We start from the raw sequence: 24,738 nt of genomic DNA, 5'->3' as shown, positions 1-24,738 counted from the left end.
CAAAAAAAAGCGGACGGAAAAATGATATGATATAGAAAAGGAAGTAAAGGGGATCATCCTGATGCATGAACGGTATTCAAGACAAATCAGATATCAAAACATCGGACAGGCGGGTCAGGACAGAATCAGGCAGAGCCATGTTTTGATCGTCGGAGCCGGGGCGCTCGGCACGTCGGCTGCCGAGGGGCTTGTGCGCGCAGGCATCGGTACACTGTCTATTATAGACCGCGATTATGTGGAATGGAGCAACCTGCAAAGGCAGCAGCTCTATACAGAGAAAGACGCGGAGGAAAGGCTTCCGAAAGCGGCAGCCGCAAAAGAACGTCTTTCCCAGATCAATCGCGATGTTGAGCTTCGTACATATGTTGCCGACGGCACCGTGGAAACACTCAGACCGCTGATCAAAGAAGCGGATGCTGTCATCGATGCAACGGATAACTTTGAGACCCGCATGATCATCAATGACCTTGCCCAAGAGACGGGCACTCCGTGGGTTTACGGCGCTTGTGTCAGCAGTCAGGGCATGTATATGACGATTATTCCTAAAAAAACGCCGTGCCTTGCCTGCCTGTTTGAAGATGTTCCGATTGGCGGGGCTACATGCGACACGTCGGGGATTATTTCGCCGGCCGTTCAAATGGTGTCGGCTTATCAACAAGCTGAAATTCTAAAAATCTTAACGGACAACCAAGATGCGCTTGAAACCGCTTTTGTCACGTTTGATTTATGGGCGAACACCCACTTCCGAATGGAGATCGGCCGCAATGAGACATGTCCTTCGTGCGGAGAAACGCCGGTTTTTCCTTTTCTCAGCAACATGGGCCAAAAAAAAGCCGACGTTCTGTGCGGAAGAGAGACCGTCCAAATTCGCAGCGATATGTTAAAACGGCTGCCTAAAGAGGAACTCATGAAAAAACTTTCGGGCATCGGAAAAGTGGATGCGAATGATTATTTGCTGCATGTACAATACGAGACATTCAGAATCGTCATATTTAACGATGGAAGAGCCCTTGTTCACGGCACAAATGATATAAAAGAAGCCAACTCCATATTGGCGAGAGTCATCGGAATGTAACAACAGGAGGTTTTTTTAATGATTGAAAAAAGAACGCCCATTCCAGTTTTTGAAGCCGCTGCGCGTGTCTCTCGGCACTGGAAGCAGGGAGATACAGAGTGGATCCATCTTGAGGAGAGTCTCCATAGATTTTTAGCCGAAGATGTAAAGGCTGATCACGACGTACCCGCTTTTGACCGTTCGCCGTACGACGGCTTTGCTGTCCGAGCTTGCGATACCGCCGGTGCTTCACGGGAAAATCCGCTGCAATTCGAGGTGGTTGATCACATTGGAGCCGGAGCCGTGTCAGGTAAAACGCTCGGTCCTTTTCAAGCTGTCAGAATTATGACCGGAGCGCAGATTCCGGAGGGCGCTGATGCGGTAGTCATGCTTGAGCTGACGAAAACCTACTCAGAAGACGGTAAAAACTATATGGTGTTAAAACGCTCATTGGAGCCGGGAGAAAATATTTCAAAAACCGGAGAAGATGCGAGAAAAGGATCAGTGCTTGTGAAGAAAGGAACCCGGATCACGCCGGGTGTTGTCGCTTTGCTTGCAACATTCGGATATGCAGTGGTACCTGCAGTCAAAAAGCCTGTGGTAGGCATCATTGCCACCGGAACGGAGCTCCTGAATGTCAGCGATCCCCTCGTTCCCGGAAAAATCCGCAACAGCAATGCAGGCATGGTGGCCGCCCAGGTTGAAGAAGCAGGCGGAACCCCCCTTTATTTAGGGAAGATTTCTGATCGATTTGACGAAAGCTTTGCAGCGGTGGAAAAAGCTTTGGACAAGGTGGATTTTCTGATTACGACCGGAGGGGTGTCCGTAGGGGACTTTGATTTTCTGCCGGCAATTTACGAAAAGCTCGGGGCCGAGGTCCTGTTTAATAAAGTGGCCATGCGTCCGGGAAGTGTAACGACTGTTGCTCAATTAAACGGCAAATTGCTGTTTGGGCTCTCCGGGAACCCGTCAGCCTGCTTCGTTGGATTTGAGCTGTTTGTCAAGCCGTCCCTCCACACCTGGCTGCATCATCAAAAGCCGTATTCTTTATGTGCAGAAGCGGTTTTAAGCAAGGATTTTCCAAAGCCTAATCCGTTTACAAGATTTGTCCGCTCGTTTGTATCCATTAAAGACGGGGCGCTTCATGCGGAGCCTGTCGGCCTGGATAAATCAAGCGCCGTCACGTCGCTGGCAGATGCCAATGCGCTGATGGTTTTGCCGGGCGGAACGAGAGGCTATGAGGCCGGGGCAAGAGTGCATGTTCTGTTATACCGGGATGAGAACGGAAGTGAAGAGCTGTGGCCGCACATTTTCCAATCCTCCAGATCGTAGGGTACCAAAACAGCGGCAAAACGACGTTCGTTGAAAAACTAGCGGAAAAGCTCGGTCAGCTCGGAGTCAAGATTGGCTGCCTGAAACACCACGGACATGGAGGAGAACCGGATGTTTTCGCCGAGGGAAAGGATTCCGACCGCTTTTTTCGGGCTGGAGCGGCTGCGTCCGGCGTCGAAGGAGCAGGCGTTTTTCAGCTGAGGGCGCGCGGCGAGTGGACGCTTGATCAACTGATTGCCGCTTATGGAGTTTTAGCGGTTCAGTGTCTTCTCATCGAAGGATTTAAACATGCGCCATATCAAAAAGTTGTCATGGTCAGAAACGAAGCGGACTGTCAGCTCTTGGAGGAATTGGACGGCATCATCGCCGTCATTTATCAAAAGAGCGAGCCGAAAACGGATGTTCCATCCTTTCATATTGAAGACCCGAGCGCCGTGGCTTTTATTCTGAATCATCTAAAGGAGGAAGGCGTTTGTCTGAACGATTTGTTATAACAAAAGAGCCGATTGTCATCGAAGATATCGTCAAAAAAGTTGAAAAAAGGGAAGCCGGTGCCATCACGACGTTTATTGGAACAGTGAGAGAATGGACAAATGGAAAAAAGACACTCTATCTCGAATATGAAGCATATGTTCCAATGGCGGTCAGCATGCTTGCTCAGATCGGGAAAGAAATCAATGAAAAATGGCCTGGTACAGCTGCAGCGATTACCCATCGCATCGGCAGGCTGGACATCTCCGACGCGGCCGTGGTGATCGCGGTGTCGTCACCTCACCGGAAAGCGGCATATGAAGCGAACGAATATGCGATCGAAAGGATAAAGCAAATTGTGCCGATTTGGAAAAAAGAACATTGGGAGGACGGCGAGACTTGGATCGGCGACCAGCTTGAGACAACTGAATACCCGGAAGGGAAACCAGATTTGGAAGCAGCGGCTTCCGACAGAAAAAGAGGTGCTGACCTTTGATTAAAATTTTACTGTTTGCCCAGCTTGCCGAACAAGCGGGTGCGCAGAGCGTTGATATAGATGAAGAAAAAACGACAACAGACGACATCAGACAGTTTTTAAAAGAAACTTACAATCTTCAGGGGACGGACCGAGCGATGATCGCTGTCAACGAAGTGTACAGAAGAGGAAACAGTGAGGTTAAGTCTGGAGATACGGTTGCTCTTATTCCCCCGGTCAGCGGAGGTTGAGAACGTCGGTCGGTTCAGGCATAGAGCCTGTTACCGACCGACGTTTTTTTTCGAACCGTTTTCCAGATAAATAAAACAGCCGCGCCGTTCTTTCGAAATGTTTGGTTCTAATTTTTGAATCAAGTCATAAAGCTCACTAATACGGTGAACGTTAAAATTGGTTCTTTCTTTCAGTTTCATTTTCAGTTCTTTTGTCGTTACAATTTTTCCTTTTTGCTGTTTAATAATGTCTACGCAATGTGCTGCATAATACTCTTTAGTGGAACGTCTATGTCGCTGGATTTGTCTGTCAAGTTCTCCTAACCTTGCGTAAATCCCTTCGCGTTCTTTCCGGAAGTCCTTCCAGATTTTTTGTTCCAATTCACCTAAGAGGAGAAGCTGTTTTTTTAAAGCCTCTCTTTTCGCCATTGCAATCAACTCCGTCATTCATAATTTGATAACATTTTCTATTATTTTACATCATCTTCCTTCATTCATCAAAAAATTTCCTTTGCCAACAAGAAACTAATTTTTATTGACTGTCACATTTTAAAAAGGATTTATTTCAAGCGGAAGAAGGAGGAAAACTCCATAATAAGTCTGAATTTTGTGAAATCGGTGGAATTTTATTTCGCAAACCGATATATTAGATGATGTGTCCTTGTTTTACATGAATTGGAAAGGTGCTGGTGCAAATGGAGTCCCTTAAAAAACTAAAAGATTTTTATTGGCCTTATAAAAGAATGTTCTTGTGGTCGCTTGTGTCGATGCTTCTGATGACGGCGATCACTGTTGTTTACCCGATTATTCTGCAAATGACAATTGATGAAGTGATTCTCGGCGGAAGGTACGGTTTGGTCATATGGATCAGCCTCGGGTTCATTGCTGTCATGGCGGCGAAGGGCGCAGCTACTTTTTTTCATCAGTATCTTGGAGATATGTTCGGAATCCGCTCGGTCTACCGGTTAAGAAAAGAGCTGTATGCGAAGTTGCAGCGTCTGCCGTTCAAGTATTATGACAGCGCTAAAACGGGAGATTTAATGTCGAGGCTTACGGCTGACGTCGAAGGCATCAGATTCTTTTTATCTTTCGGTTTTGCTGAGGCGATTCGCTTTATCCTGCTTGTCACCTTCAGTCTGTCTGTCATGTTTTCTTATTCTGTGCCGCTGACTCTGGTAACGATTGCTTCTCTGCCGTTTTTAGGAGCGGTTGTCTACAGGTTTGATAAAAAAGTGCATCCGGCTTTTCGGAACATAAGAAAATCTTTCGCCCGTTTAAATACGAAAGTTCAGGAAAATATCAGCGGCATGAATACCGTTAAATCTTTATCAAAAGAAGATTTTGAGATTCAAAACTTTACTCATTCAAATGACCATTTTCGAAATAAAAACTTAAACGCTTCGTTTATCATGTCTAAATTCTTTCCGCTGATGGAGTTTATCGGCAATATTTGCCTCGTTGCCCTGTTGTCGTTCGGCGGCTGGCTCGTGATGCAAAACAGCTTAAAACCGGGGGAGCTTGTCGCTTTTTTCAGTCTTGTCAATTACTTAATGTGGCCGATCATGAACCTCGGTTATGTCATCAACCTGTTTTCACAAGCGAAAGCATCAGGAGAGCGGCTGCTGGAAATTCTTGATGCCAAAGAGGAAATCACCGACAGCGGACATGCGGTGAAAAACGGCAGACTGAACGGCGATGTCGTATTCAGCGATGTTTCCCTTCAATATACAAAAGAAAACGCTGAAGCACTGCATGGAGTGTCTTTTCAAGCCGAGCGCGGCAAAACGATCGGGTTAATCGGTGCGACGGGGTCAGGAAAGAGCAGTATCATTCAACTGCTGAGCCGCTTTTATGAGCCGACATCCGGCCGGATCATGATCGACGGCAAGCCGCTTGAACACTACTCATTAAAAATGCTGCGCTCCAATATCGGCGTCGTCCCGCAGGAATCGTTTTTATTTTCATCAACGATCAGATCAAACATATCTTATGGAAATCCTGATGCATCAATGGAAGAGATCATCGAAAGCGCGAAAAGAGCTCAGGCGCACGATTTTATCATGGAGCTTCCGAACCAATACGATACGATGCTCGGCGAGAGGGGGCTCGGACTGTCCGGTGGCCAAAAACAGCGAATCGCGATTGCGAGGGCGATTTGTCTGAACCCGGGCATTCTCATCCTCGATGATTCGACGAGTGCCGTTGACATGGAAACGGAGCACCGTATTCAGCTTGCATTGCGGGAAGTGATGCGGGATCGGACGACGTTCATCATCGCTCACAGAATCTCATCCTTAAAGCATGCCGACGAAATTCTTGTGCTCGATAAAGGTGTTGTTAAGGAAAGGGGAACACACGAACAATTATTGGAAGAAAACGGTTTATACAAACGGATTTTTGATTTGCAGTATAAAGATCAAAATGTGTTGAATGAGCCGCATTTTGCAGGATAGGAGGCTCTTGCTATGGAAAATCAGGCGAAAAAACAAACATTGATGAACCGGTTTTTTTATACTTCAGACCAAATCATTGAAAAGCCTTTTAACTGGGCGCAGATGTGGAGGCTGCTCAAATATTTAAAGCCTTACCGAAAAAATCTGCTGCCGCTCTCCTTTTTAACGGTCATGATCTCGGCGGCGATCCGGCTGACGGTGCCGATTTTGATCGGCGTCTATGCGCTCGACAAAGCAATCGCAGGCCGGGATATGAATCTTCTTGCGATTCTGATCTCCGTCATCAGTGGATTATATCTTGTCAATTATGTTAGCAATGTGTTGAGAATCCGCTGGATGAACAAGCTTGGCCAGCATGTCATTTATGATCTCAGACAGCATTTATTTACGCATGTTCAGCGGCTGTCGCATCGCTTTTTCGATGAGCGTTCGGCAGGTTCCATCCTTGTCCGGATCATGAATGACATCAATTCTCTGCAGGAATTATTTACGAGCGGAGTCATCAATTTATTGATGGATATCCTGCTCCTCTTCGGTATTATCGTCATTCTGTTTTCGCTCAGTCCTGAGCTGACCATCGCCATCATGGTGACGCTGCCTGTTATGTTCTTCATTTCAACCAATCTCAGAAGGAAAATCCGACGATCCTGGCAAAAGGTGCGCTTAAAGCAGTCCAAACTGAATTCCCATTTGAATGAAAGCATTCAAGGCATCCGGGTCACTCAGGCATTTACGCAGGAAAAAGAGAATATGATGTATTTTGAAGGCGTCAACAGCGAAAACTTTGAAGCCTGGCGGGAAGCGACGAAAAAAAATGCGACATTCCGCCCGCTTGTAGAAATGACAAACGCCGTCGGGACGGCTATTTTAATCTGGTACGGCACGAGCTTAATCATCAATGAAACGATTACGATCGGTGTATTTGTCTCATTCGCCTTCTATCTCGGAATGTTCTGGGAGCCGATTTCAAGGCTCGGCCAAGTCTACAACCAGCTGTTGATGGGGATGGCTTCGTCAGAGAGGATATTTGAATTTCTGGATGAAAAACCGAGTGTCGCAGACAAGGAAGATGCGGTCAAAATTAAAGAATTAAAAGGCCGGATCGAATTTGAACAGGTGGTATTTTCTTATGACGGGAATCGCAAGGCGCTGCACAGCATTTCATTTGAGGTGCCGGCGGGAACATCGCTCGCGCTTGTCGGACATACAGGATCAGGGAAGACGACGATCGCGAATCTGATCAGCAGGTTTTACGATGCAACAGGCGGGACTGTCAAAGTGGACGGAATACCGATTACCGATATCTCGCTTTCCGATCTTCGTTCGCAAATCAGCATCGTGCTGCAGGATACGTTTATTTTTTCCGGAACGATTATGGAAAATATTCGTTTTGGCCGTCCGAATGCCGCCGATGAAGAAGTGATCGAAGCAGCAAAAGCTGTCGGGGCCGATTCGTTTATTTCAGCGCTTCCGAATGGATACGCCACAGAAGTGGAAGAACGCGGCAATGTATTATCGGCAGGTGAGCGGCAGCTCATTTCATTCGCGAGGGCGCTCCTGGCAGACCCTCGCATTCTGATCCTTGATGAAGCAACCGCAAGTATTGACACAGAAACGGAAGTCAAGATTCAGGCTGCATTGAAAACCCTGCTCCATGGCAGAACGGCTATTATGATCGCTCACAGGCTTTCAACGATAAGGGATGCGGATAAAATCCTGGTTCTTGACCACGGCCGGAAAATAGAGGAAGGAAATCACCAGGAATTAATCGAAAAACGTGGAATGTATTATGAGCTGGTGAAAGCGCAGTATCAAATGTTTCAGCGAAACTAAACTGAAACTGTCCGCGGCCGCATATTCTGAAATGCGGCCGGGGCGTTTTTTTGAGAAAACAGAGGTGAAACATTTTAGATGATTCTGCGTATAAACTGGTAATTCATTTTTTAAGGGGGATACATATGGAAACGCATTTAGAAACTGAAAAAGTAAAAAATCCGTCATTGTTCGGATTGATTACCCATCCCGGAGAACAGTTTGAGAGAATGAGAGAAAAGCCGGCTGTCTGGTTTCCGCTTGTTATTGTTTTATTATTGTCGGTTACCGGCGCGTATATGCTCAGCGAAAAAACGGTGTTATCTACCGATTTGTCGGAAATGCCGGGAGATGATGAAACATTTGAAGCCACTATGAAGAGAATCGGGATCATCGGCGGGATCATCGGCGGGATCATCGGCTTTGTGATTGCCTTGCTGATCAGCGCTTTAATCTATTGGCTGATTGTCAAAATCGGAAGAGGAACAACCAATTTTGTTCACATGTTTTCGCTGTCTGTTTTTACATATTTTATTGCGGCTATCGGGCAATTCATAGGCGGGCTTGTGATCTATTATTCAAATATTGATCCCACGATCGCCATCACGTCTTTAAGCAGCATCATCCCGGCAGACGAGCCGCTCAAATCGGTATTAGGTGTATTTGATATTTTCACCATCTGGTCGCTCGCACTGGTTGCACTGGGTCTCCAAAAGGTTGGGGGCATCTCCAAAAAAGCGGCTTGGACCGGTGTGATCATTTTATTTGTGATCTCCATTTTGCTCGCTTTAACAGGCGGAATCGCGAGGAATTTCTTCGATACATTTGAAGGAGCAATGTAAATGAAAAAAATATGGATCGGCATTATCATTGTTGGGGCTGCTGCGCTTTTTATCGGACTCAACCTCTACCGCTCGGTGCAAACGGGCGGAGGGGCTGAAACAGCGGTCCAAACCGTCAAATTGGAAGAGAGAGAGATTTCTTCTGAAGTCATGGTTCCGGGCACCCTAAAGTTTGCCAACGAACAATACGAATATTTTGAACCAGAAAAAGGGAAAATTGCCGACGTCAAAGTAAAAGAAGGCGACAAGGTGAAAAAAGGAGATGTGCTTTTCACCTATACGAACGAAGAAATTCGCCTGGAAAAAGAACAGAATGCGTTATCCATTCAATCGAAGGAACTCCAGCTTGAACAGGTAAAGCGAAAAATCAGCAGCCTAAAAAGCAAGGAAGACGAGCTGAAGGCTGAGCTGGGTGCGGAAAAAGCCAAAAGGCAAATGGATGACGAACGGTCCCAGCTTGAAATGGAAGAAAAATCGCTTCAGCTTGAGCTGAAACAAGCCGACCTGCAAAAGGAAACGCTCGCGAAAAAATCTGCAGCGCTGCAAGTAAAAAGCGGCATTGACGGGACAGTGATCACCGCTGATAAACAAGCCGCCTTAAAGCAATCGGATATTCAAAAGCCGGTTATACATATAGGTAACGAGGACAAGCTTGTCGTTAAAGGTGTGTTGTCAGAGTATGACACATTGAAAGTGAAAAAGGGACAGAACGTGACCATCACATCGGATGTCATCCAAAATAAAGAGTGGCGGGGCAGAATCTCTCAAGTCGGATTGGTTCCCGAAGAAGAGGCGTCTGCAGGTGCTGCGGGAGGAAAGGAACAAGCTGTTCAATATCCGTTTGAAGTCAAAATAAAAGGGGAGCGTCCTAAAGCAAAGCCCGGCTTCAATATGATTCTCAAAATCCAGACGGACAAAAGAACCATTCAGGCTCTTCCTGAAGATGCCGTCAAGCAGGATGATGATCAATCATACGTGTATGTCGTCAGAGACGGAAAGGCGAAAAGGATCAATGTCAAAACCGGCGAGAAAGCAGATGGCGTCGTTGAAATTACCGGCGGTCTGACGAACAAGGACCGGGTTATCGCAAACCCGGCCGAGGACATGAAAAGCGGAACGGAAGTGAAGCTTCAATGATTGAGCTTTCCCGCGTGAAAAAAAGCTACCAAATCGGAGGGGAAACCATTGATGTTCTCAGGGAGATCAATATGAAAATTGAGCCGGGTGAATATCTGTCCATCATGGGGCCTTCCGGTTCCGGAAAATCGACAATCATGAACATTATCGGCTGTCTTGACCGCCCGACATCGGGTATTTACAGGCTGGACGGCGAGGATATTTCATCATATGGTGAAAGGGAGCTTGCCGGCGTCAGAAACCGTTTAATCGGTTTTGTTTTTCAGCAGTTTCAGCTTCTGCCGAGACTGAATGCCATAAAGAATGTGGAGCTTCCGATGATCTACTCCGGCATTCCAAGAAAAGAGCGGCGGGAGCGGGCCGAACGGGCGCTTGAAAAAGTCGGGCTCAAGGACAGAATGCGCCATTTGCCGAACGAGCTTTCCGGCGGCCAAAAACAGCGTGTAGCCATCGCAAGAGCGATCGTCAATGAACCGAAGCTGATATTGGCCGATGAACCGACCGGAGCGCTCGATACGAAAACAAGCCGGGATATCATGGAGCAATTCACCGAATTGAATGAGGAAGGAACGACGGTGGTGCTCGTCACCCACGAACCGGAGATTGCAGATTATACAAGCCGGATCATCATGGTGAGGGACGGTGTGATCGTCTCGCCGGAAACAGAGCGGAGGGGGACGGTGCAATGAATCTCATCGAAAACTTGAGAATGGCGTTAAGTTCCATCCTTTCCCATAAACTGCGCTCGATTTTAACAATGCTCGGAATCATTATCGGTGTAGGCTCTGTTATTGTCGTTGTTGCAGCGGGGCAAGGAGGAGAGCAAATGCTCAAGCAGACGATCAGCGGGCCCGGCAACACGGTCGAAATCTATTATCAGCCCAGCAATGAAGAATTGACGTCCAATCCCAACGCCTATTTAGACGCCGGCTTCACCGAAGAAGACATCAGAAGTTTAAAGTCACTCGAAGGCGTGAAGCATGTCGTTGCGAAAACTACCGAGTCTATGAATGTCCGTTTCCGGGATGAAAAAACGGATGCCGCTGTAAACGGCATTAATGACGGATATATCAGCATCAACTCGATGGAAGTCGAAAAGGGAAGAGAGTTTTCAGAAGAGGATTACAATGCCGGAAGCAGGGTCGCCGTCGTTTCGCCGAAACTTGCGGAGGAACTTTTTTCTCAGCAGTCGCCTCTCGGCCGCGTCGTATGGATCAATGGCCAGCCCGTTGAAATCATCGGCGTATTAAAAGAAGAAGCCGGGCTGCTTGCGTTGGGGATGAATGAGATGTATGTTCCGTTTTCAATGTTAAAATCGTCCTTCGGCATCAGCGACTATGACTCTGTCTCCGTTCAAGCTGAATCTGCCGACCATCTGCAAGCCGTCGGAAAGCAGGCTGCCGCGGCCGTCAACAACAATCACGGCACCACGGACTCGTACGAAGTGATGAACATGGAGGCCATAGCGGCCGGGATCAGCCAGATTACAACAATTATGACGATGTTCATCGGCTCAATTGCAGGCATATCTTTACTCGTTGGCGGGATCGGCGTCATGAATATTATGCTGGTGTCGGTCACGGAACGGACGAGGGAAATCGGGATTCGAAAATCGCTTGGTGCAACAAGAGGCCAGATTTTGATGCAATTTTTAATAGAATCGTCTTTGATCACGCTGATTGGCGGGGTGTTTGGCATCGGCCTCGGATACGGCGGAGCCGCCCTAGTTTCGTTTTTTGCCGGTTGGCCGCCGCTCGTTTCCTGGCAGGTGGTCCTCGGAGGCGTCCTGTTCAGCATGGCGATCGGGGTTATCTTTGGCCTCATCCCGGCCAATAAAGCGGCCCGCCTTCATCCGATTGATGCATTGAGGTATGAGTAAAGCGGCATATAGTCGTCAGCCGATAAGCGTCACTTTGAAACACCCGCTCCTACTCATGAGCATCGACTTAGCAGGCCTGACAACGAATGCGAGAGTTTGTCGACACGCTGAAACCGCCTTTAGAGGCGGTTTTTTTGTATGCGAAAATTAAACTAAATTTAAAAATACTTTTCTTACATTAATGATAGACTTAAAAGTGCTGAAAAATTGATCATTATGTTATGAAAGAGGTATTACAGGAGGAATTTTAGAGTGGAAGCCAATATAGAAACAGCAACTCAAGTAAAAAAACCGTCACTGTTCGGTATCATCACGAGCCCTGTCCGTCAGTTTGAAAGAATGAGAGAAAGGCCCGCAATTTGGCTGCCGATGATCATCGTGCTGGCGTTATCCGCCTTTTCCGTTTATCTTGTTTGTTGGGAACTAAGTGAGTTTCTTGGTTTGGATATAGATCCTGGACTAGAAGCCGCCCGTAATGTTTTTCAGTCTGTCATATTCTTCGTGCTCAGCGCTTTAGTATTGTGGCTGATTGCTAAAATAGGCGGCGGAAACACCAATTTTGCCTGCATGGTGTCTCTGTCTGTCTTTGCCACATTTGTACCTGTTATCAGAGACGTCATCATCGGTTTGGTGTATTATGCTTCGAATTCTGAGATCGCGTTTTCGTTCTCATCTCTTGATGGATATATTCCGGCCGAAGAGCCTCTTCTGAGCGTCCTGGAGATGTTTGATGTTTTTACAATCTGGGCGTATGTGCTGGTGGCGGTAGGACTGCAAAAAGCAGCGGGCGCTTCAAAGCGGGCGGCTTGGATCGGCGTTTTCGTCATATTTATTATGATGCTGATGTTGTCTTATTTATTAGGCTTATGGCAAGTATTTTTAGAACGTTCATTAGGCTGATGCATTATTGTAAAACCTCATGCGGCGAGCATGAGGTTTTTCTGAATGGTGTTTGAAGGAATAGATAATAATAATGTCACATATTTTTGCGGATTTTTATAGTTTATACAGTTTACAAACGGTACATATCACGATAATATGTTAAAATGTGAAAGATTTTGATGGTTATTGAATGAATTTGAAAGATTTTTGTTGAGTTATGTCGAAAAAGCGTTTACAATGTAATTGTAAGCTAAATGAAGGCGTTTCCAAAAGGGGTGATAATGTGTTGACTCCCGAACGGCATCAGTTGATTATTGACGAGATTGAAAAGCATGATGTCGTGAAAATCCAGTACTTAATGAATTTAACGAACGCATCTGAGTCAACGATCAGAAGAGATTTGTCGACGCTGGAAGCCCGCGGATATTTAAAGCGTGTTCATGGAGGGGCATCGAGGCTTTCCGATATTCGTACAGAGCCTGACATGCTAGAGAAATCATCCAAAAACCTTCATGAAAAGAGAAAAATCGCTCAAGAAGCGGCCTCACTTCTTGAAGAAGGCGATTGTATCTACCTTGATGCCGGAACGACCACATTGCAAATGATCGATTTTATCGATCCGGAGATGGATATTATCGTGGTCACAAATGGAGTCATGCACATTGAGGCATTAGGTAAAAAAGGCATTACTTTTTATTTATTAGGCGGGTATGTGAAGTATAAAACCGGAGCAATCGTGGGCGGTTCGGCTTTATCAGCCATCAGCCAATACCGGTTTGACAAAAGCTTCATCGGCGTCAATGGCATTCATAAAGAAGCGGGATTTACGACTCCGGATCCTGAAGAAGCGCTTTTGAAAACAAAAGCTGTCAACCAGGCGAAAAAAGCATTTATTTTAGCTGACGTTTCCAAGTTTGGGGAAATTTCATTTTCTGCCTTTGCCGGTTTAGACGAAGCAACTATCATTACAGCAGGATCTGCAAAACATTCATTTGATAACTATCAAGAAAAAACTGTCGTAAAGGTAGTGAAAACATGATATACACTGTAACTCTCAACCCATCGGTCGACTATATTGTTCACGTTGAAGAATTTTCCGTAGGCGGGCTGAATCGTTCAGTCTATGACACGAAATATCCCGGAGGCAAAGGAATCAATGTCTCACGCGTACTGAACAGACACCATGTACCTTCTAAAGTTCTCGGTTTTATCGGCGGTTTTACCGGGGGGTACATCAAATCATTTCTCGAAGAAGAAAAGCTTGAAACGGCTTTTCATGAGGTGAATGGAGACACGCGCATCAATGTCAAATTGAAGACCGGGGATGAGACGGAAATCAACGGGCAGGGGCCCGTCATCAGCCAAGAAGATTTCGCGGCCTTTTTAGACCAGTTTTCAGCGATGAAAGAAGGGGACATTGTCGTATTGGCTGGCAGCATTCCTTCTTCATTGCCGCAGGACACCTATGAAAAGATTGCAGAAAAGTGTGAAGAGCAAAATGTCCGGGTTGTCGTTGATATTTCGGGTGAGGCACTCCTAAAAGCAGCAGAAATGAAGCCGCTTTTAATGAAACCGAACCATCACGAGCTCGGTGAAATGTTTGGAACAACCATCACTTCAGCGGAAGAAGCGGTGCCTTACGGTAAGAAACTCGTTGAACGCGGGGCCGAAAACGCGATCGTTTCCATGGCTGGGGAAGGCGCACTTTTATTTACAAAAGACGGCGTCTACCATGCCAACGTACCTAAAGGAAAGCTCGTGAACTCAGTCGGCGCCGGAGATTCAGTGGTTGCAGGCTTTCTCGCAGGCATTGAAAAACAGCTCGACATCAAAGAAGCTTTTCGCTTAGGTGTCGCGTCAGGAAGCGCAACCGCCTTTTCAGAGGAGCTGGGAACGGAAGAGCTCGTTCACAAGCTGCTTCCGGAAGTTCAAGTCAAAGCGATTTAAAGGAGGAAAGGTTATGAAAATAACAGAGCTACTAACGAAGCATACGATCAAGTTAAACCTTGAGAGCAGCCAGAAAGAAAACGTTATCGAAGAACTCGTCAGCGTTTTGGATCAGGCGGGCAAGTTGAATGATAAAGAAGGCTACAAAGAAGCCGTGATCAACCGTGAGAAACAAAGTTCCACCGGTATCGGCGAAGGCATTGCCATCCCTCATGCGAAAACGGCAAGCGTTAAAGAGCCTGCGATCGCGTTCGGCCGTTCAAAAGACGGCGTCGATTATGAATCCCTTGACGGCCAGCCAAGCCATCTTGTTTTCATGATCGCTGCTACAGACGGCGCGAATAACACTCACTTGGAAGCATTGTCAAGACTGTCGACTTTGCTTATGAGGGAAGAGATTCGCAAACAGCTGCTTGAAGCTTCATCCGAAGACGAAATCATCGACATCATCAATCAGCATGATAAAGATGATGAAGAAGAAGAGCAGGCCGAAGAAGCATCTGCACCATCAGCAAAAGGAAAAATCCTTGCGGTTACAGCATGTCCGACAGGGATCGCCCACACGTTCATGGCCGCCGATGCTTTGAAAGAAAAAGCGAAAGAGCTCGGCGTTGATATCAAAGTTGAAACGAACGGTTCAAGCGGTATTAAAAATGGTCTGACAGCGCAGGAAATCGAAGATGCGGTTGCGATCATCGTCGCCGCCGATAAGCAGGTTGAAATGGATCGCTTTCAAGGCAAACATGTCATTGAAGTACCTGTAACAGCAGGAATCAGACGTCCGAAAGAGCTGATTGAGCAGGCGCTGAAACAAGACGCGCCTATCTATCAGGGTAAAGGCGGAGGTGCATCTGCATCTGCTTCTGAAGACGGAGCTGCCAAAGGAAAAGGCGGCGGTTTCTACAAACACTTGATGAGCGGTGTCAGCAACATGCTGCCATTCGTCGTCGGGGGCGGGATCTTAGTTGCGGTTTCATTCTTCTGGGGAATTAACGCGACCAAACCGGGAGATCCCACTTATAATGAGTTTGCAGCTGTATTAAATACTATAGGCGGAACTCAAGCACTTGGATTAATTGTCGCTGTATTGGCAGGATTTATCGCGATGAGCATCGCGGATCGTCCGGGGTTTGCGCCTGGTATGGTCGGAGGTTTCATGGCGACGCAAGCCGGCGCCGGTTTCTTAGGCGGACTGATTGCCGGTTTCTTGGCTGGTTATATTGTTGTCCTATTGAAAAAAGTGTTCGCTGGTCTGCCGCAAGTGCTTGACGGATTAAAACCTGTCCTTCTTTATCCGTTGTTTGGAATATTCTTGACCGGAATCATCATGCATTATGTTGTCAATACGCCTGTCAAGTATATTATGGATGGCATGACACATTGGCTTGAAGGTCTTGGAACAGGAAACCTTGTTGTAATGGGTATTGTTTTAGGCGGTATGATGGCGATTGATATGGGTGGTCCGATCAACAAAGCGGCCTTCACATTTGGTATCGCGATGATTGAAGCTGGAAACTTTGGACCTCACGCAGCGATCATGGCGGGCGGTATGGTGCCTCCGCTTGGAATTGCCCTTGCAACGACTTTCTTTAAAAATAAATTTTCAAAACGGGATCGCGAAGCCGGAATTACCAACTACGTGATGGGCTTGTCATTTATTACTGAAGGTGCGATTCCTTTTGCGGCAGCCGATCCGGCGCGCGTCATTCCTGCTTCTATCATCGGATCAGCAGTTGCCGGAGGTTTATCTCAATTTTTCCATGTCACACTGCAAGCGCCGCATGGCGGAATATTCGTTCTCTTCTTTACGACGAACCATGCGCTGCTGTATCTCCTCAGTATCTTGATTGGTGCGGTTGTGACGGCTCTCATTCTCGGCATCTTGAAAAAGCCGGTTCCAACTGAAAAATAAGTGCTGAAAGTGCCACAGTAATCCCTGTGTGGCACTTTCTTTTTTACCGTTTTTGCCGGAAGTGAACGCGGGAATTATGTATTCGGCAGGAACTTGTGATAAAGTATAGGAAAGCTTTATTTTGCATGTATGCTGTGACAGACTGTTTTTAGGAGGAAGCGTTTTGACTGAAGAAAAATCCACCCAAAATAAAAACTCTCTCTTTGAATGGGTAAAAGCCATTATTATCGCAGTCGTTCTGGCGTTATTGATCAGGGCATTTTTATTCGAACCGTATTTAGTCGAAGGTACATCAATGGATCCGACGCTGCACGACGGAGAGCGGCTGTTCGTCTATAAAACGGTTAAATACGTAGGCGAATTTAAGCGGGGAGATATCGTCATTATCGACGGCGATGAAAAAAATGTCCATTATGTGAAGCGCTTGATCGGCCTGCCGGGAGATACCGTGCAAATGAAAGACGACACGCTGTACATAAACGGGAAAAAGGTGTCTGAGCCGTATCTTTCGGAAAACAGAAAAGAGGCGGAAGCAGTCGGCGTCAAACTGACGGGCGATTTCGGCCCTGTGAAGGTTCCGGAAGGCAAGTATTTCGTGATGGGAGACAATCGTCAGAGATCGATGGACAGCCGGAACGGACTCGGACTGATCGATAAAAAACGAGTGGCCGGGACTTCACAATTTGTGTTTTTCCCGTTCAACGAAATCCGAAAAACAGACTGAAAAATGCCTGATGTCCATTTGGACAATCAGGCATTTTTGCTTGATTTATGCGGATAATGATGCCAGTACTGCGATAAACAGTACGGTAACGAACACAGAGGCCATAATCAGAAGAACGCTGTATAAGATTCTGATTTCCGCGGCTTCTTTTCCCCTTTTTGACAGCATTCGTTTCGCCGCGATATGAACGAACACGTAAATCATGGCAATCCCGATGTAAAGGCCCACATCCCGTGCTGTAAAGCCGGTTACGGCAAGATAAACCCCTGCGAAAAAAATAAACATGCAGTATTCCGTCAAAGTGATAAGCTTCATGTCTTCCTCCGTCTAACGATCCGAGTTTTCTTCAAATATCACCTTTTTATAATATATCTTTTGCAGCCATCCCACAAGGAGGCCGAAGCCGATCAGCAGACAGGAAAATATCAAAAAGTCCGAGGTCCACATATCAAACCCTTTGAAAAGCCCGATAGACATCGTAGAAATCACCATGGCCACTGACACGAAAAGCGCTTGGCGCGGCCTTGAATTGATCCACCTGATGATATCAGGATCATCTTTTAATTTCATTATTCCTTCCCCCATTCTTCAATAATTGTAACATATTGTCACAAAGAAAGTGTGAACAAGTGTTTTTTTGATATATTTTTCTTTAAAACTTTATCGTAAAAAAGCAAAGCATTTCTCTTGCGGAATTTTCGTGTTATACTCTTTTTAATGAAGTATAGATGGAGGATTTTAAATGATAGCTGTTCAAAATGTCAGCTTGCGGTTTGCGGACCGGAAGCTGTTTGAAGATGTAAATATTAAGTTTACGCCGGGTAACTGCTACGGATTGATCGGAGCAAACGGCGCCGGAAAGTCCACTTTTTTGAAAATATTATCAGGTGAAATCGAGCCTCAGACGGGCGAGGTTCATATGAGCCCGGGCGAACGCCTTGCCGTCCTGAAGCAGAACCACTTTGAGTATGAAGAGCATGAAGTGCTGAAAGTCGTGATCATGGGGCATAAACGCCTTTATGAAGTCATGCAGGAAAAAGACGCGATTTACATGAAACCCGATTTTTCAGATGAAGACGGAATCCGCGCCGCAGAGCTTGAGGGCGAATTCGCCGAGCTGAACGGCTGGGAAGCCGAAGGGGAAGCTGCGATTTTGTTAAAAGGCCTCGGCATTGCTGAAGAACTGCATACGAAGAAAATGGCGGATTTGGGCGGTTCCGAAAAGGTGAAGGTCCTCCTTGCACAGGCCCTGTTCGGAAAGCCTGACGTCCTTCTTCTCGATGAGCCGACCAACCACTTGGATATTCAGGCGATCCAGTGGCTTGAAGAGTTTTTAATCAATTTTGAGAATACGGTTATCGTCGTATCGCATGACCGCCACTTTTTGAATAAAGTATGTACGCATATCGCCGACCTGGATTTTAACAAAATTCAAATTTATGTCGGAAACTATGATTTCTGGTATGAATCAAGCCAGCTTGCGCTTAAAATGAATCAGGAAGCCAATAAGAAAAAAGAAGAGCAGATCAAACAGCTCCAGGAGTTCGTTGCCAGATTCAGCGCCAACGCCTCAAAATCGAAGCAGGCGACATCAAGAAAAAAACTGCTTGAAAAAATTACGCTTGACGATATTAAGCCGTCATCGCGCAAGTATCCGTACGTACATTTCACACCTGAACGCGAAATTGGAAACGATGTGCTTGTTGTCACAGACCTGTCGAAAACGATTGACGGTGTCAAGGTGCTTGACTCGGTCAGCTTTATGATGAATAAAGAAGATAAAATCGCCTTTACAGGCCGGAATGAGCTTGCCGCTACTGTGCTCTTTAAAATCCTTGCCGGGGAAATGGAGCCTGACAGCGGATCGTTTAAATGGGGCGTCACAACATCCCAGGCGTTTTTCCCGAAAGACAACAGCGAGTATTTTGAAAACAGCGATTTAAACCTTGTCGACTGGCTCCGCCAATTTTCGCCGCATGACCAAAGCGAAAGCTTCCTGCGCGGATTTTTGGGCCGGATGCTGTTCTCCGGGGAAGAAGTGCTGAAAAAAGCAAGCGTTTTGTCAGGGGGAGAGAAAGTCCGCTGCATGCTGTCCAAAATGATGCTGTCCGGCGCCAATGTGCTGATGCTTGATGAGCCGACCAACCATTTGGATCTCGAATCCATTACAGCGCTGAATAACGGTTTAATCAGCTTTAAAGGCGCTATGCTGTTTACATCTCATGACCATCAGTTTGTCCAAACAATTGCCAACCGGATCATCGAAATCACGCCAAACGGAATCGTCGATAAACAGATGAGCTATGATGAATTTTTGGAAGACAAAGCGGTTCAGGACAAGCTTGCTGAACTTTACGCATAATGATAGAAAACCCGCCTTAAAAAGCGGGTTTTTTTATAAAAAGGGAGATGGTTGCCGTGTCATGCCGCAAGGCTCTTGAGCAATATATTCAAGCAACAAACACACATGAGTTTGAGAATGTCAAAAAGCTCCTTCATCCCGACGCTGTGTACTGGTTCTCGGATGAAACGTGCTCGGGCGTTAAGGAAATTCAGCGTTATTTTGAAAACGCCTGGAAGCAAATCGAAAACGAAGTATACAGCGCCAGTCATATCAGTTGGATCACGGAAACGGACGAACAGGCCGTCTGTCTTTATACATACGAATGGAAAGGGTTTTTTAGGGGTGAACCGGTTCAAGGGGCAGGCCGTGCGACAAACGTATTTGTAAAGGACGAGTCAGGAAGCTGGAAGCTGAAGCATGAACATTTAAGCAGTTTGCCCAAATCATGAGGAGGCGGGGCATTGGACGGCTTTATAGCTCCATCTATGTACGGAAGTTAGAAAGGCTGGCAGCATGCGGAAATGATATAAAAGGACCTCAGAAAACTTCTGAGGTCCTTTTGTGCGGAAGGCTTTAGATCGCCCAGTTGCCGTTTCTGAAAATCGGCTCTCTTTTTCCGTCTGCTGTGATTCCGTCTATATTCATTTCTCCTGAACCGATCATGAAGTCAACATGTGTAATGCTTTCGTTTAATCCTTCTTTCGCCAGCTCTTCGCGCGACATCTGCTTTCCGCCTTCGATGTTGAATGCGTACGCACTGCCGATTGCGAGGTGGTTTGAGGCGTTTTCGTCAAACAGCGTGTTGTAAAACAGAATATTGGACTTGGAAATCGGCGAATCGTGGGCAACGAGCGCAATTTCGCCTAAGTAGTGTGAACCCTCATCCGTTTCGATCAGCTCTTTTAAAATCTCTTCACCTTGTTCAGCTTTGACATCGGTGATCCGTCCGTTTTCAAATGTCAGCTGAAAGCCGTCGATCAGATTGCCGCCGTAGCTTAACGGCTTTGTGCTTGAAACAGTGCCGTTCACTCCGTCTTTTTTCGGAGCGGTGAATACTTCTTCTGTCGGCATATTGGCCATGAACTCGATGCCGTTTTCGTTAGTGCTTCCGGCGCCGACCCACAGGTGCTTCTCAGGAAGCTCGATCGTCAAATCTGTTCCTTTTGCTTGGTAATGAAGGGCTTGGTAATGCTTGTCGTTTAAGACGCTTACTTTATCGCGCAAAGTTTGATCGTGGTCTTTCCACGCCTGGACAGGATCTTCACGGTCGACGCGGGTCGTTTTGAAGATCTCATTCCACAGCTTTTGCATCGCTGTCTTTTCATCTGCGTCAGGGAATACTTTTTTGGCCCAGGCCGGTGAAGGTGCTGCGACGACAGTCCAGCTGACTTTATCCGATTGAATCATTTGCCTGTATGTATGCATCGCCTTTCCGGCGGCTTTTTGCTGGGTCGCGATTTTTTTGGAATCGATGCCTTTCAAAAGATCAGGGCTTGAAGAGACAATGGAAATAAAAGCGGCGCCTTCCTTAGCGAGCGTCTCCAGACCTTTCGCTTCCCACTCAGGGAATTCTTCAAAGGCTTCCGCTGGGGCCAGCTCATATTTCAGCCTTGTCACCTCATCATCCTGCCAGCGGACCGTTACGTTTTTTGCCCCTATTTGATAGGCGCTTTTGACGAGGAGCCGTGCAAAATCGCGTACTTCTGTTGACGCGTTGATAACGACTTTCTGTCCTTTTTGAACGTTTACACCGACTTCGGCTACAAGCTTCGCATATTTGCTCAGTTTATCAGTAAACGAATTCATTGGCAAAACCTCCTTTATTGTCCATAACATCATATCAAATATTTGATTGAAAAGAAAAAAAGACGCAGCCCGGTAAGGCTGCATCTTTTTTAACGGTTGATTTTGGCCGTTTGGCCGGGGGGCGAGCTTGGCATGTTTGCAAGGGAGATGCTCATCCCCCCGAGAATAATACCGCTTAAAATAACGGTGATGGCCAGGCGTCTTCCCATATCTCTAAGCATGTTCTTCCTCCTTATCGTTTCTCCATTCCTCACGATATGAAAGAAGCAGGGAAAAAAGACGCGAAAACAAAAATTATTTAGCCGCTTTTTGCAATTTATCGATCACTTCAAGAGAGCGGCCCGTTCCGATGGCGACAGACTCGAGCGGATTTGCAGCAACATGCACGGGCACAACGATTTCCTGTGACAGCCATTCTTTGATGCCGTTCAATAGCGCGCCTCCTCCGGTTAAAATCACGCCCCGGTCGACAATGTCTCCGCTCAGCTCGGGAGGACAGTCTTCAAGCGTCGCTCTGATGGCTTCGATAATATGAAGGAGCGATTCGCGCATCGCCTTCTGAATCTCTATTGATTCCAGGGTAATTGTTTTCGGCAGGCCTGTGACAAGGTCGCGCCCTCTGACTTCCATCGTTTTCGTCTCATGGTCAATCAATGCGTAGCCGATCTCAATCTTGACTTCTTCGGCCGTCCGTTCACCGATCAGCAGGTTGTATTTTTTTCTGACGAATGACACGATGTCTTCATCAAGCTGGTCGCCGCCGATCCGGATCGAGTGGCATGAGACTACGCCTCCGAATGAAATGATCGCCACTTCTGTCGTGCCGCCGCCGATATCGACGACAACGTTTGCGACAGGTTCATCGACAGGCAGGTCTGCGCCGATGGCGGCAGCGACAGGCTCCTCAATCAAATGGACTTGCTTGGCTCCGCAGTTTTTGACAGCATCGCTGATCGCACGCCGTTCAACCGCGGTTGAACCGGATGGCGTGCAGACGACGACGCTCGGCTTTCTGAAAGTAAAGCCGATGTTCTTTCCGGCTTTTTTCATAATCTGCTTCAAGAGGTCTGTCGTCATGTCATAATCGGCGATGACTCCGTCTTTCATCGGTCTGACCGCGACGATTTTTCCCGGTGTCTTTCCGATCATGTTTTTGGCTTCTGTTCCGACCGCCAATACGCTCTTTGTTTCCGTATCCACGGCGACAACGGAAGGCTCATTTAAAATGATTCCTTTGTTTTTGCTGTAAACCAATATGTTAGCTGTGCCTAGATCAATTCCGATCTCGGTTGTTTGAAACATGTTTTCACCCAATCTCTATTTAAAATTTTTCCGAAAAACGAAATTTTCTTCGTGCTGAAAAAATGAATTTCATTTAAATTTTCTCAAATGATCGGCGATTTTTGGGGGTTTGTGACGAGTTTGAAACCAATCTGTAAAATGCTGTCCTCATATTGACATGATGAGAAAAATATTCATTTTTATGACCGAATTTTTGTCAAAGAAACGTTCAATAAGGGAAACCTTTTTCAGTCTTCATTCGTCTATCGTTATGCTAAGACAATATCTTAGAAAAATAGAAACAAAGAGGAAGTAGGCGAAAGTTTTGAAAGCAATTGGAGTTGTGAGAAAAGTAGACGAACTCGGCCGGATCGTGATGCCGATTGAATTGAGAAGAGCTTTGGATATTTCGATCAAGGACAGCATCGAATTCTTTGTCGACCAAGATAAAATTGTCCTGAAAAAATATAAACCGCACGGTGTGTGCCTGATGACCGGTGAAATCACTTCTGAAAACCGCGAGTACGGAAACGGGAAAATTACGCTGAGTCCTGAGGGGGCCGAATTGCTTTTGGAAGAAATAAAAGCTGCCTTAAACGAAGTGAAAGCATAAGATTTGAAGCCCTTCATCAGAAGGGCTTTTTCTTGCGTCGGCAGAAGATAAAACCGCCGTCACTGAAAAATTCAGCCATAGAGACGATAAATACTTCGAACAATCCTCTCAAATGTGGTGTAAAGAATGTTACAATTGACTGAGAAATACAAGTGGCAGGTGGGGGTATGAAAAGATATCAAGGACGAATCATTGCAACCGTGCTGGCAATGACTTTTATCATGTTTTGGAATTTTTTATTCTATGGGGTGTTGGGAAATAAAATCAATTGGACGGTTGATCTGCTGTTTACACTGGTGACATTAATCAGCGTTTGGTGGCTCACGCTTTATATCGATGAGTCCAATCAGCTTGTCTATAAACTGAAGGAGAGCGAAAAGAAATATAAAGAGCTTTCTTCAGAAACCAACCGCATCATGGATAACCTTCAGGAAATCGTCTTTCAGACGGACCGGATAGGATACATTACATTTTTGAATCAGGCGTGGACAACGTTGACCGGATACAGTGTTGAAGAGAGTCTTGGAACGATGTACAACGATTACTTTGACCATGAAGAACGGATCTCGAATCACCTGATCGCCCAGCTGAAGAACAAGGAGCCTGAAGGCAGGATCGAGGTGCTCTACCATCGCAAAGACGGAAGCAAGTTCTGGGGCGAAGTTCACTATAAACTTTATTATAAAAACGGTCAATTTACGAGCAGCTTGGGGACGCTGACTGATGTGACGGAACGGAAAAAAGCGGAGATGGAATTGTTCAAGTCGAATCAGCGGCTGGCTATGCAGTCTCAGAAGCTGGCGATGGCCGGGCAGCTCGCCGCGGGAATCGCTCACGAAGTCAGGAACCCGCTGACATCGGTAAACGGATTTTTGCAGCTGATGAAAGCGGAATATCCCGACCGGAAAGATTACTTTGACATTATTTTCTCAGAGATTAAACGAATCGATTCCGTGCTCGGCGAACTGCTTGTACTGGCCAAACCGCACCAGGTTCAATTTAAAAAGATCAACATCAATTCGGTTCTTCAGCAGGTGGCAACGCTTCTTGAGACCAACGCCGTGCTTTCCCACATTAAGATCGAAAAAGCGTTTCAGCACGGGGAGGAGTGGGAAATAAACGGCGATGAAAATCAAATCAAACAGGTATTCATCAATTTAATAAAAAACGGGATAGAAGCGATGCCTGACGGCGGAAAAATCACGATCTCCTCGGAGGTTGAAGGTGACTATGTGAAAATCAGCATCAAAGACGAAGGGGGAGGCATTTCCCAAGCCGATTTGGCAAAGCTCGGGGAGCCTTTCTTCTCAACGAAAGAAGAAGGGACGGGTCTTGGGCTGACGATTTGCCTGAATATTATCGGCGCTCACAACGGAGAAATGAAAATCGACAGCGAATTGGGCGAGGGAAGCACATTCCACATCCTGCTTCCGATCGACAAAGGGGCGGCATCCGAAGAGAACGATATTCAGCAAGGATGCTGCAGCCGCGCAACGATAAAATAAAAGAGGAAAAATTCCACTTCATATGATAGAATTTGTTCA

26 protein-coding genes are annotated in these 24,738 nt (G+C 46.5%); 20 read left to right on the top strand and 6 right to left on the bottom strand.

Features of this window, described 5'->3' with window-relative positions; all coding sequences use genetic code 11:
- Nucleotides 1-61 precede the first annotated feature (61 nt).
- Genes M1E06_RS13640 through moaD form a run of 5 tightly spaced genes read left to right on the top strand, consistent with a single transcriptional unit; the run spans nucleotide 62 to nucleotide 3,583 of the window.
- Nucleotides 62-1,075 carry a molybdopterin-synthase adenylyltransferase MoeB gene (locus M1E06_RS13640; protein WP_023857284.1) on the top strand — a complete coding sequence of 338 codons (1,014 nt, stop codon included), beginning with the start codon at nucleotides 62-64 and terminating at the stop codon, nucleotides 1,073-1,075.
- 18 nt (nucleotides 1,076-1,093) lie between these two features.
- The gene (locus M1E06_RS13635; RefSeq protein WP_035338847.1) at nucleotides 1,094-2,386 is read left to right on the top strand and encodes a molybdopterin molybdotransferase MoeA; all 1,293 of its coding nucleotides are present in this window, start codon (nucleotides 1,094-1,096) and stop codon (nucleotides 2,384-2,386) included.
- Nucleotides 2,353-2,880, top strand: coding sequence for a molybdopterin-guanine dinucleotide biosynthesis protein B (mobB, locus tag M1E06_RS13630; protein ID WP_020451214.1), 528 nt, complete (start codon nucleotides 2,353-2,355; stop codon nucleotides 2,878-2,880). The genes M1E06_RS13635 and mobB overlap by 34 nt, the downstream gene beginning before the upstream one ends.
- A complete protein-coding gene (locus tag M1E06_RS13625) occupies nucleotides 2,859-3,353 on the top strand; it encodes a molybdenum cofactor biosynthesis protein MoaE (RefSeq protein WP_020451215.1) in 495 nt (164 codons plus the stop codon). Before mobB ends, M1E06_RS13625 begins: the two co-directional genes overlap by 22 nt.
- Nucleotides 3,350-3,583, top strand: a complete 234-nt coding sequence (gene moaD / locus M1E06_RS13620; RefSeq protein ID WP_023857283.1) for a molybdopterin converting factor subunit 1 — start codon at nucleotides 3,350-3,352, stop codon at nucleotides 3,581-3,583. The genes M1E06_RS13625 and moaD overlap by 4 nt, the downstream gene beginning before the upstream one ends.
- Before the next feature lie 30 nt (nucleotides 3,584-3,613).
- Here moaD and M1E06_RS13615 read toward each other — a convergent pair whose 3' ends face one another.
- Nucleotides 3,614-3,991: a Rok-like winged helix domain-containing protein gene (locus M1E06_RS13615; protein ID WP_020451217.1), complete on the bottom strand. Its 378-nt coding sequence runs from the start codon at nucleotides 3,989-3,991 to the stop codon at nucleotides 3,614-3,616.
- A 266-nt stretch (nucleotides 3,992-4,257) separates the two neighbouring features.
- On the opposite strand from M1E06_RS13615, the gene M1E06_RS13610 reads away from it, so the two are divergent.
- The 11 genes from M1E06_RS13610 (at nucleotide 4,258) to lepB (ending at nucleotide 17,150) form a co-directional block, all read left to right on the top strand.
- Entirely contained in the window at nucleotides 4,258-6,015 is a 1,758-nt protein-coding gene (locus tag M1E06_RS13610; RefSeq protein WP_023857282.1) for an ABC transporter ATP-binding protein, read from the top strand.
- 12 nt (nucleotides 6,016-6,027) lie between these two features.
- A complete protein-coding gene (locus M1E06_RS13605) occupies nucleotides 6,028-7,848 on the top strand; it encodes an ABC transporter ATP-binding protein (protein ID WP_020451219.1) in 1,821 nt (606 codons plus the stop codon).
- 125 nt (nucleotides 7,849-7,973) lie between these two features.
- Nucleotides 7,974-8,669: a Yip1 family protein gene (locus M1E06_RS13600; RefSeq protein WP_020451220.1), complete on the top strand. Its 696-nt coding sequence runs from the start codon at nucleotides 7,974-7,976 to the stop codon at nucleotides 8,667-8,669.
- Nucleotides 8,670-9,806 carry an efflux RND transporter periplasmic adaptor subunit gene (locus M1E06_RS13595; RefSeq protein WP_095323567.1) on the top strand — a complete coding sequence of 379 codons (1,137 nt, stop codon included), beginning with the start codon at nucleotides 8,670-8,672 and terminating at the stop codon, nucleotides 9,804-9,806.
- The gene (locus M1E06_RS13590) at nucleotides 9,803-10,495 is read left to right on the top strand and encodes an ABC transporter ATP-binding protein (protein WP_020451222.1); all 693 of its coding nucleotides are present in this window, start codon (nucleotides 9,803-9,805) and stop codon (nucleotides 10,493-10,495) included. The genes M1E06_RS13595 and M1E06_RS13590 overlap by 4 nt, the downstream gene beginning before the upstream one ends.
- Nucleotides 10,492-11,685, top strand: a complete 1,194-nt coding sequence (locus tag M1E06_RS13585) for an ABC transporter permease (protein WP_048350518.1) — start codon at nucleotides 10,492-10,494, stop codon at nucleotides 11,683-11,685. The genes M1E06_RS13590 and M1E06_RS13585 overlap by 4 nt, the downstream gene beginning before the upstream one ends.
- 252 nt (nucleotides 11,686-11,937) lie before the next feature.
- A complete protein-coding gene (locus M1E06_RS13580; RefSeq protein WP_020451224.1) occupies nucleotides 11,938-12,585 on the top strand; it encodes a Yip1 family protein in 648 nt (215 codons plus the stop codon).
- Between the two features lie 265 nt (nucleotides 12,586-12,850).
- Nucleotides 12,851-13,606, top strand: coding sequence for a DeoR/GlpR family DNA-binding transcription regulator (locus M1E06_RS13575; protein ID WP_020451225.1), 756 nt, complete (start codon nucleotides 12,851-12,853; stop codon nucleotides 13,604-13,606).
- Nucleotides 13,603-14,514, top strand: coding sequence for a 1-phosphofructokinase (pfkB, locus tag M1E06_RS13570; RefSeq protein WP_020451226.1), 912 nt, complete (start codon nucleotides 13,603-13,605; stop codon nucleotides 14,512-14,514). The genes M1E06_RS13575 and pfkB overlap by 4 nt, the downstream gene beginning before the upstream one ends.
- A gap of 13 nt (nucleotides 14,515-14,527) precedes the next feature.
- Nucleotides 14,528-16,426: a PTS fructose transporter subunit IIABC gene (locus tag M1E06_RS13565; RefSeq protein WP_020451227.1), complete on the top strand. Its 1,899-nt coding sequence runs from the start codon at nucleotides 14,528-14,530 to the stop codon at nucleotides 16,424-16,426.
- Between the two features lie 163 nt (nucleotides 16,427-16,589).
- On the top strand, nucleotides 16,590-17,150 hold the full coding sequence (gene lepB / locus M1E06_RS13560) for a signal peptidase I (protein ID WP_020451228.1): 561 nt from the start codon (nucleotides 16,590-16,592) through the stop codon (nucleotides 17,148-17,150).
- A 45-nt stretch (nucleotides 17,151-17,195) separates the two neighbouring features.
- Here lepB and M1E06_RS13555 read toward each other — a convergent pair whose 3' ends face one another.
- A complete protein-coding gene (locus M1E06_RS13555; RefSeq protein WP_020451229.1) occupies nucleotides 17,196-17,465 on the bottom strand; it encodes a hypothetical protein in 270 nt (89 codons plus the stop codon).
- 12 nt (nucleotides 17,466-17,477) lie between these two features.
- Nucleotides 17,478-17,720, bottom strand: a complete 243-nt coding sequence (locus tag M1E06_RS13550; protein WP_020451230.1) for a hypothetical protein — start codon at nucleotides 17,718-17,720, stop codon at nucleotides 17,478-17,480.
- A 172-nt stretch (nucleotides 17,721-17,892) separates the two neighbouring features.
- Between M1E06_RS13550 and M1E06_RS13545 the strand changes: the two genes are divergently transcribed.
- Both M1E06_RS13545 and M1E06_RS13540 read left to right on the top strand, forming a co-directional pair.
- Entirely contained in the window at nucleotides 17,893-19,512 is a 1,620-nt protein-coding gene (locus tag M1E06_RS13545; protein ID WP_020451231.1) for an ABC-F family ATP-binding cassette domain-containing protein, read from the top strand.
- A gap of 56 nt (nucleotides 19,513-19,568) precedes the next feature.
- A complete protein-coding gene (locus tag M1E06_RS13540) occupies nucleotides 19,569-19,943 on the top strand; it encodes a YybH family protein (protein WP_020451232.1) in 375 nt (124 codons plus the stop codon).
- A 124-nt stretch (nucleotides 19,944-20,067) separates the two neighbouring features.
- Here M1E06_RS13540 and M1E06_RS13535 read toward each other — a convergent pair whose 3' ends face one another.
- The 3 genes from M1E06_RS13535 to mreBH all read right to left on the bottom strand — a co-directional run bounded on the left by M1E06_RS13535 (nucleotide 20,068) and on the right by mreBH (nucleotide 22,602).
- Nucleotides 20,068-21,300 carry an aminopeptidase gene (locus tag M1E06_RS13535; protein WP_023857280.1) on the bottom strand — a complete coding sequence of 411 codons (1,233 nt, stop codon included), beginning with the start codon at nucleotides 21,298-21,300 and terminating at the stop codon, nucleotides 20,068-20,070.
- 89 nt (nucleotides 21,301-21,389) lie between these two features.
- On the bottom strand, nucleotides 21,390-21,521 hold the full coding sequence (locus tag M1E06_RS13530; protein WP_003181378.1) for a protein YkpC: 132 nt from the start codon (nucleotides 21,519-21,521) through the stop codon (nucleotides 21,390-21,392).
- A gap of 73 nt (nucleotides 21,522-21,594) precedes the next feature.
- Entirely contained in the window at nucleotides 21,595-22,602 is a 1,008-nt protein-coding gene (gene mreBH, locus M1E06_RS13525; protein WP_020451234.1) for a rod-share determining protein MreBH, read from the bottom strand.
- Between the two features lie 304 nt (nucleotides 22,603-22,906).
- On the opposite strand from mreBH, the gene M1E06_RS13520 reads away from it, so the two are divergent.
- Entirely contained in the window at nucleotides 22,907-23,194 is a 288-nt protein-coding gene (locus tag M1E06_RS13520) for an AbrB/MazE/SpoVT family DNA-binding domain-containing protein (RefSeq protein WP_020451235.1), read from the top strand.
- A gap of 167 nt (nucleotides 23,195-23,361) precedes the next feature.
- Nucleotides 23,362-24,699, top strand: coding sequence for an ATP-binding protein (locus tag M1E06_RS13515; RefSeq protein WP_020451236.1), 1,338 nt, complete (start codon nucleotides 23,362-23,364; stop codon nucleotides 24,697-24,699).
- Nucleotides 24,700-24,738 lie beyond the last annotated feature (39 nt).

The sequence above is a fragment of the Bacillus sp. AK124 genome (assembly GCF_053903085.1).
Note: the sequence above shows the minus strand (reverse complement) of the source record. Positions and strands in the feature narration are given on the sequence as shown.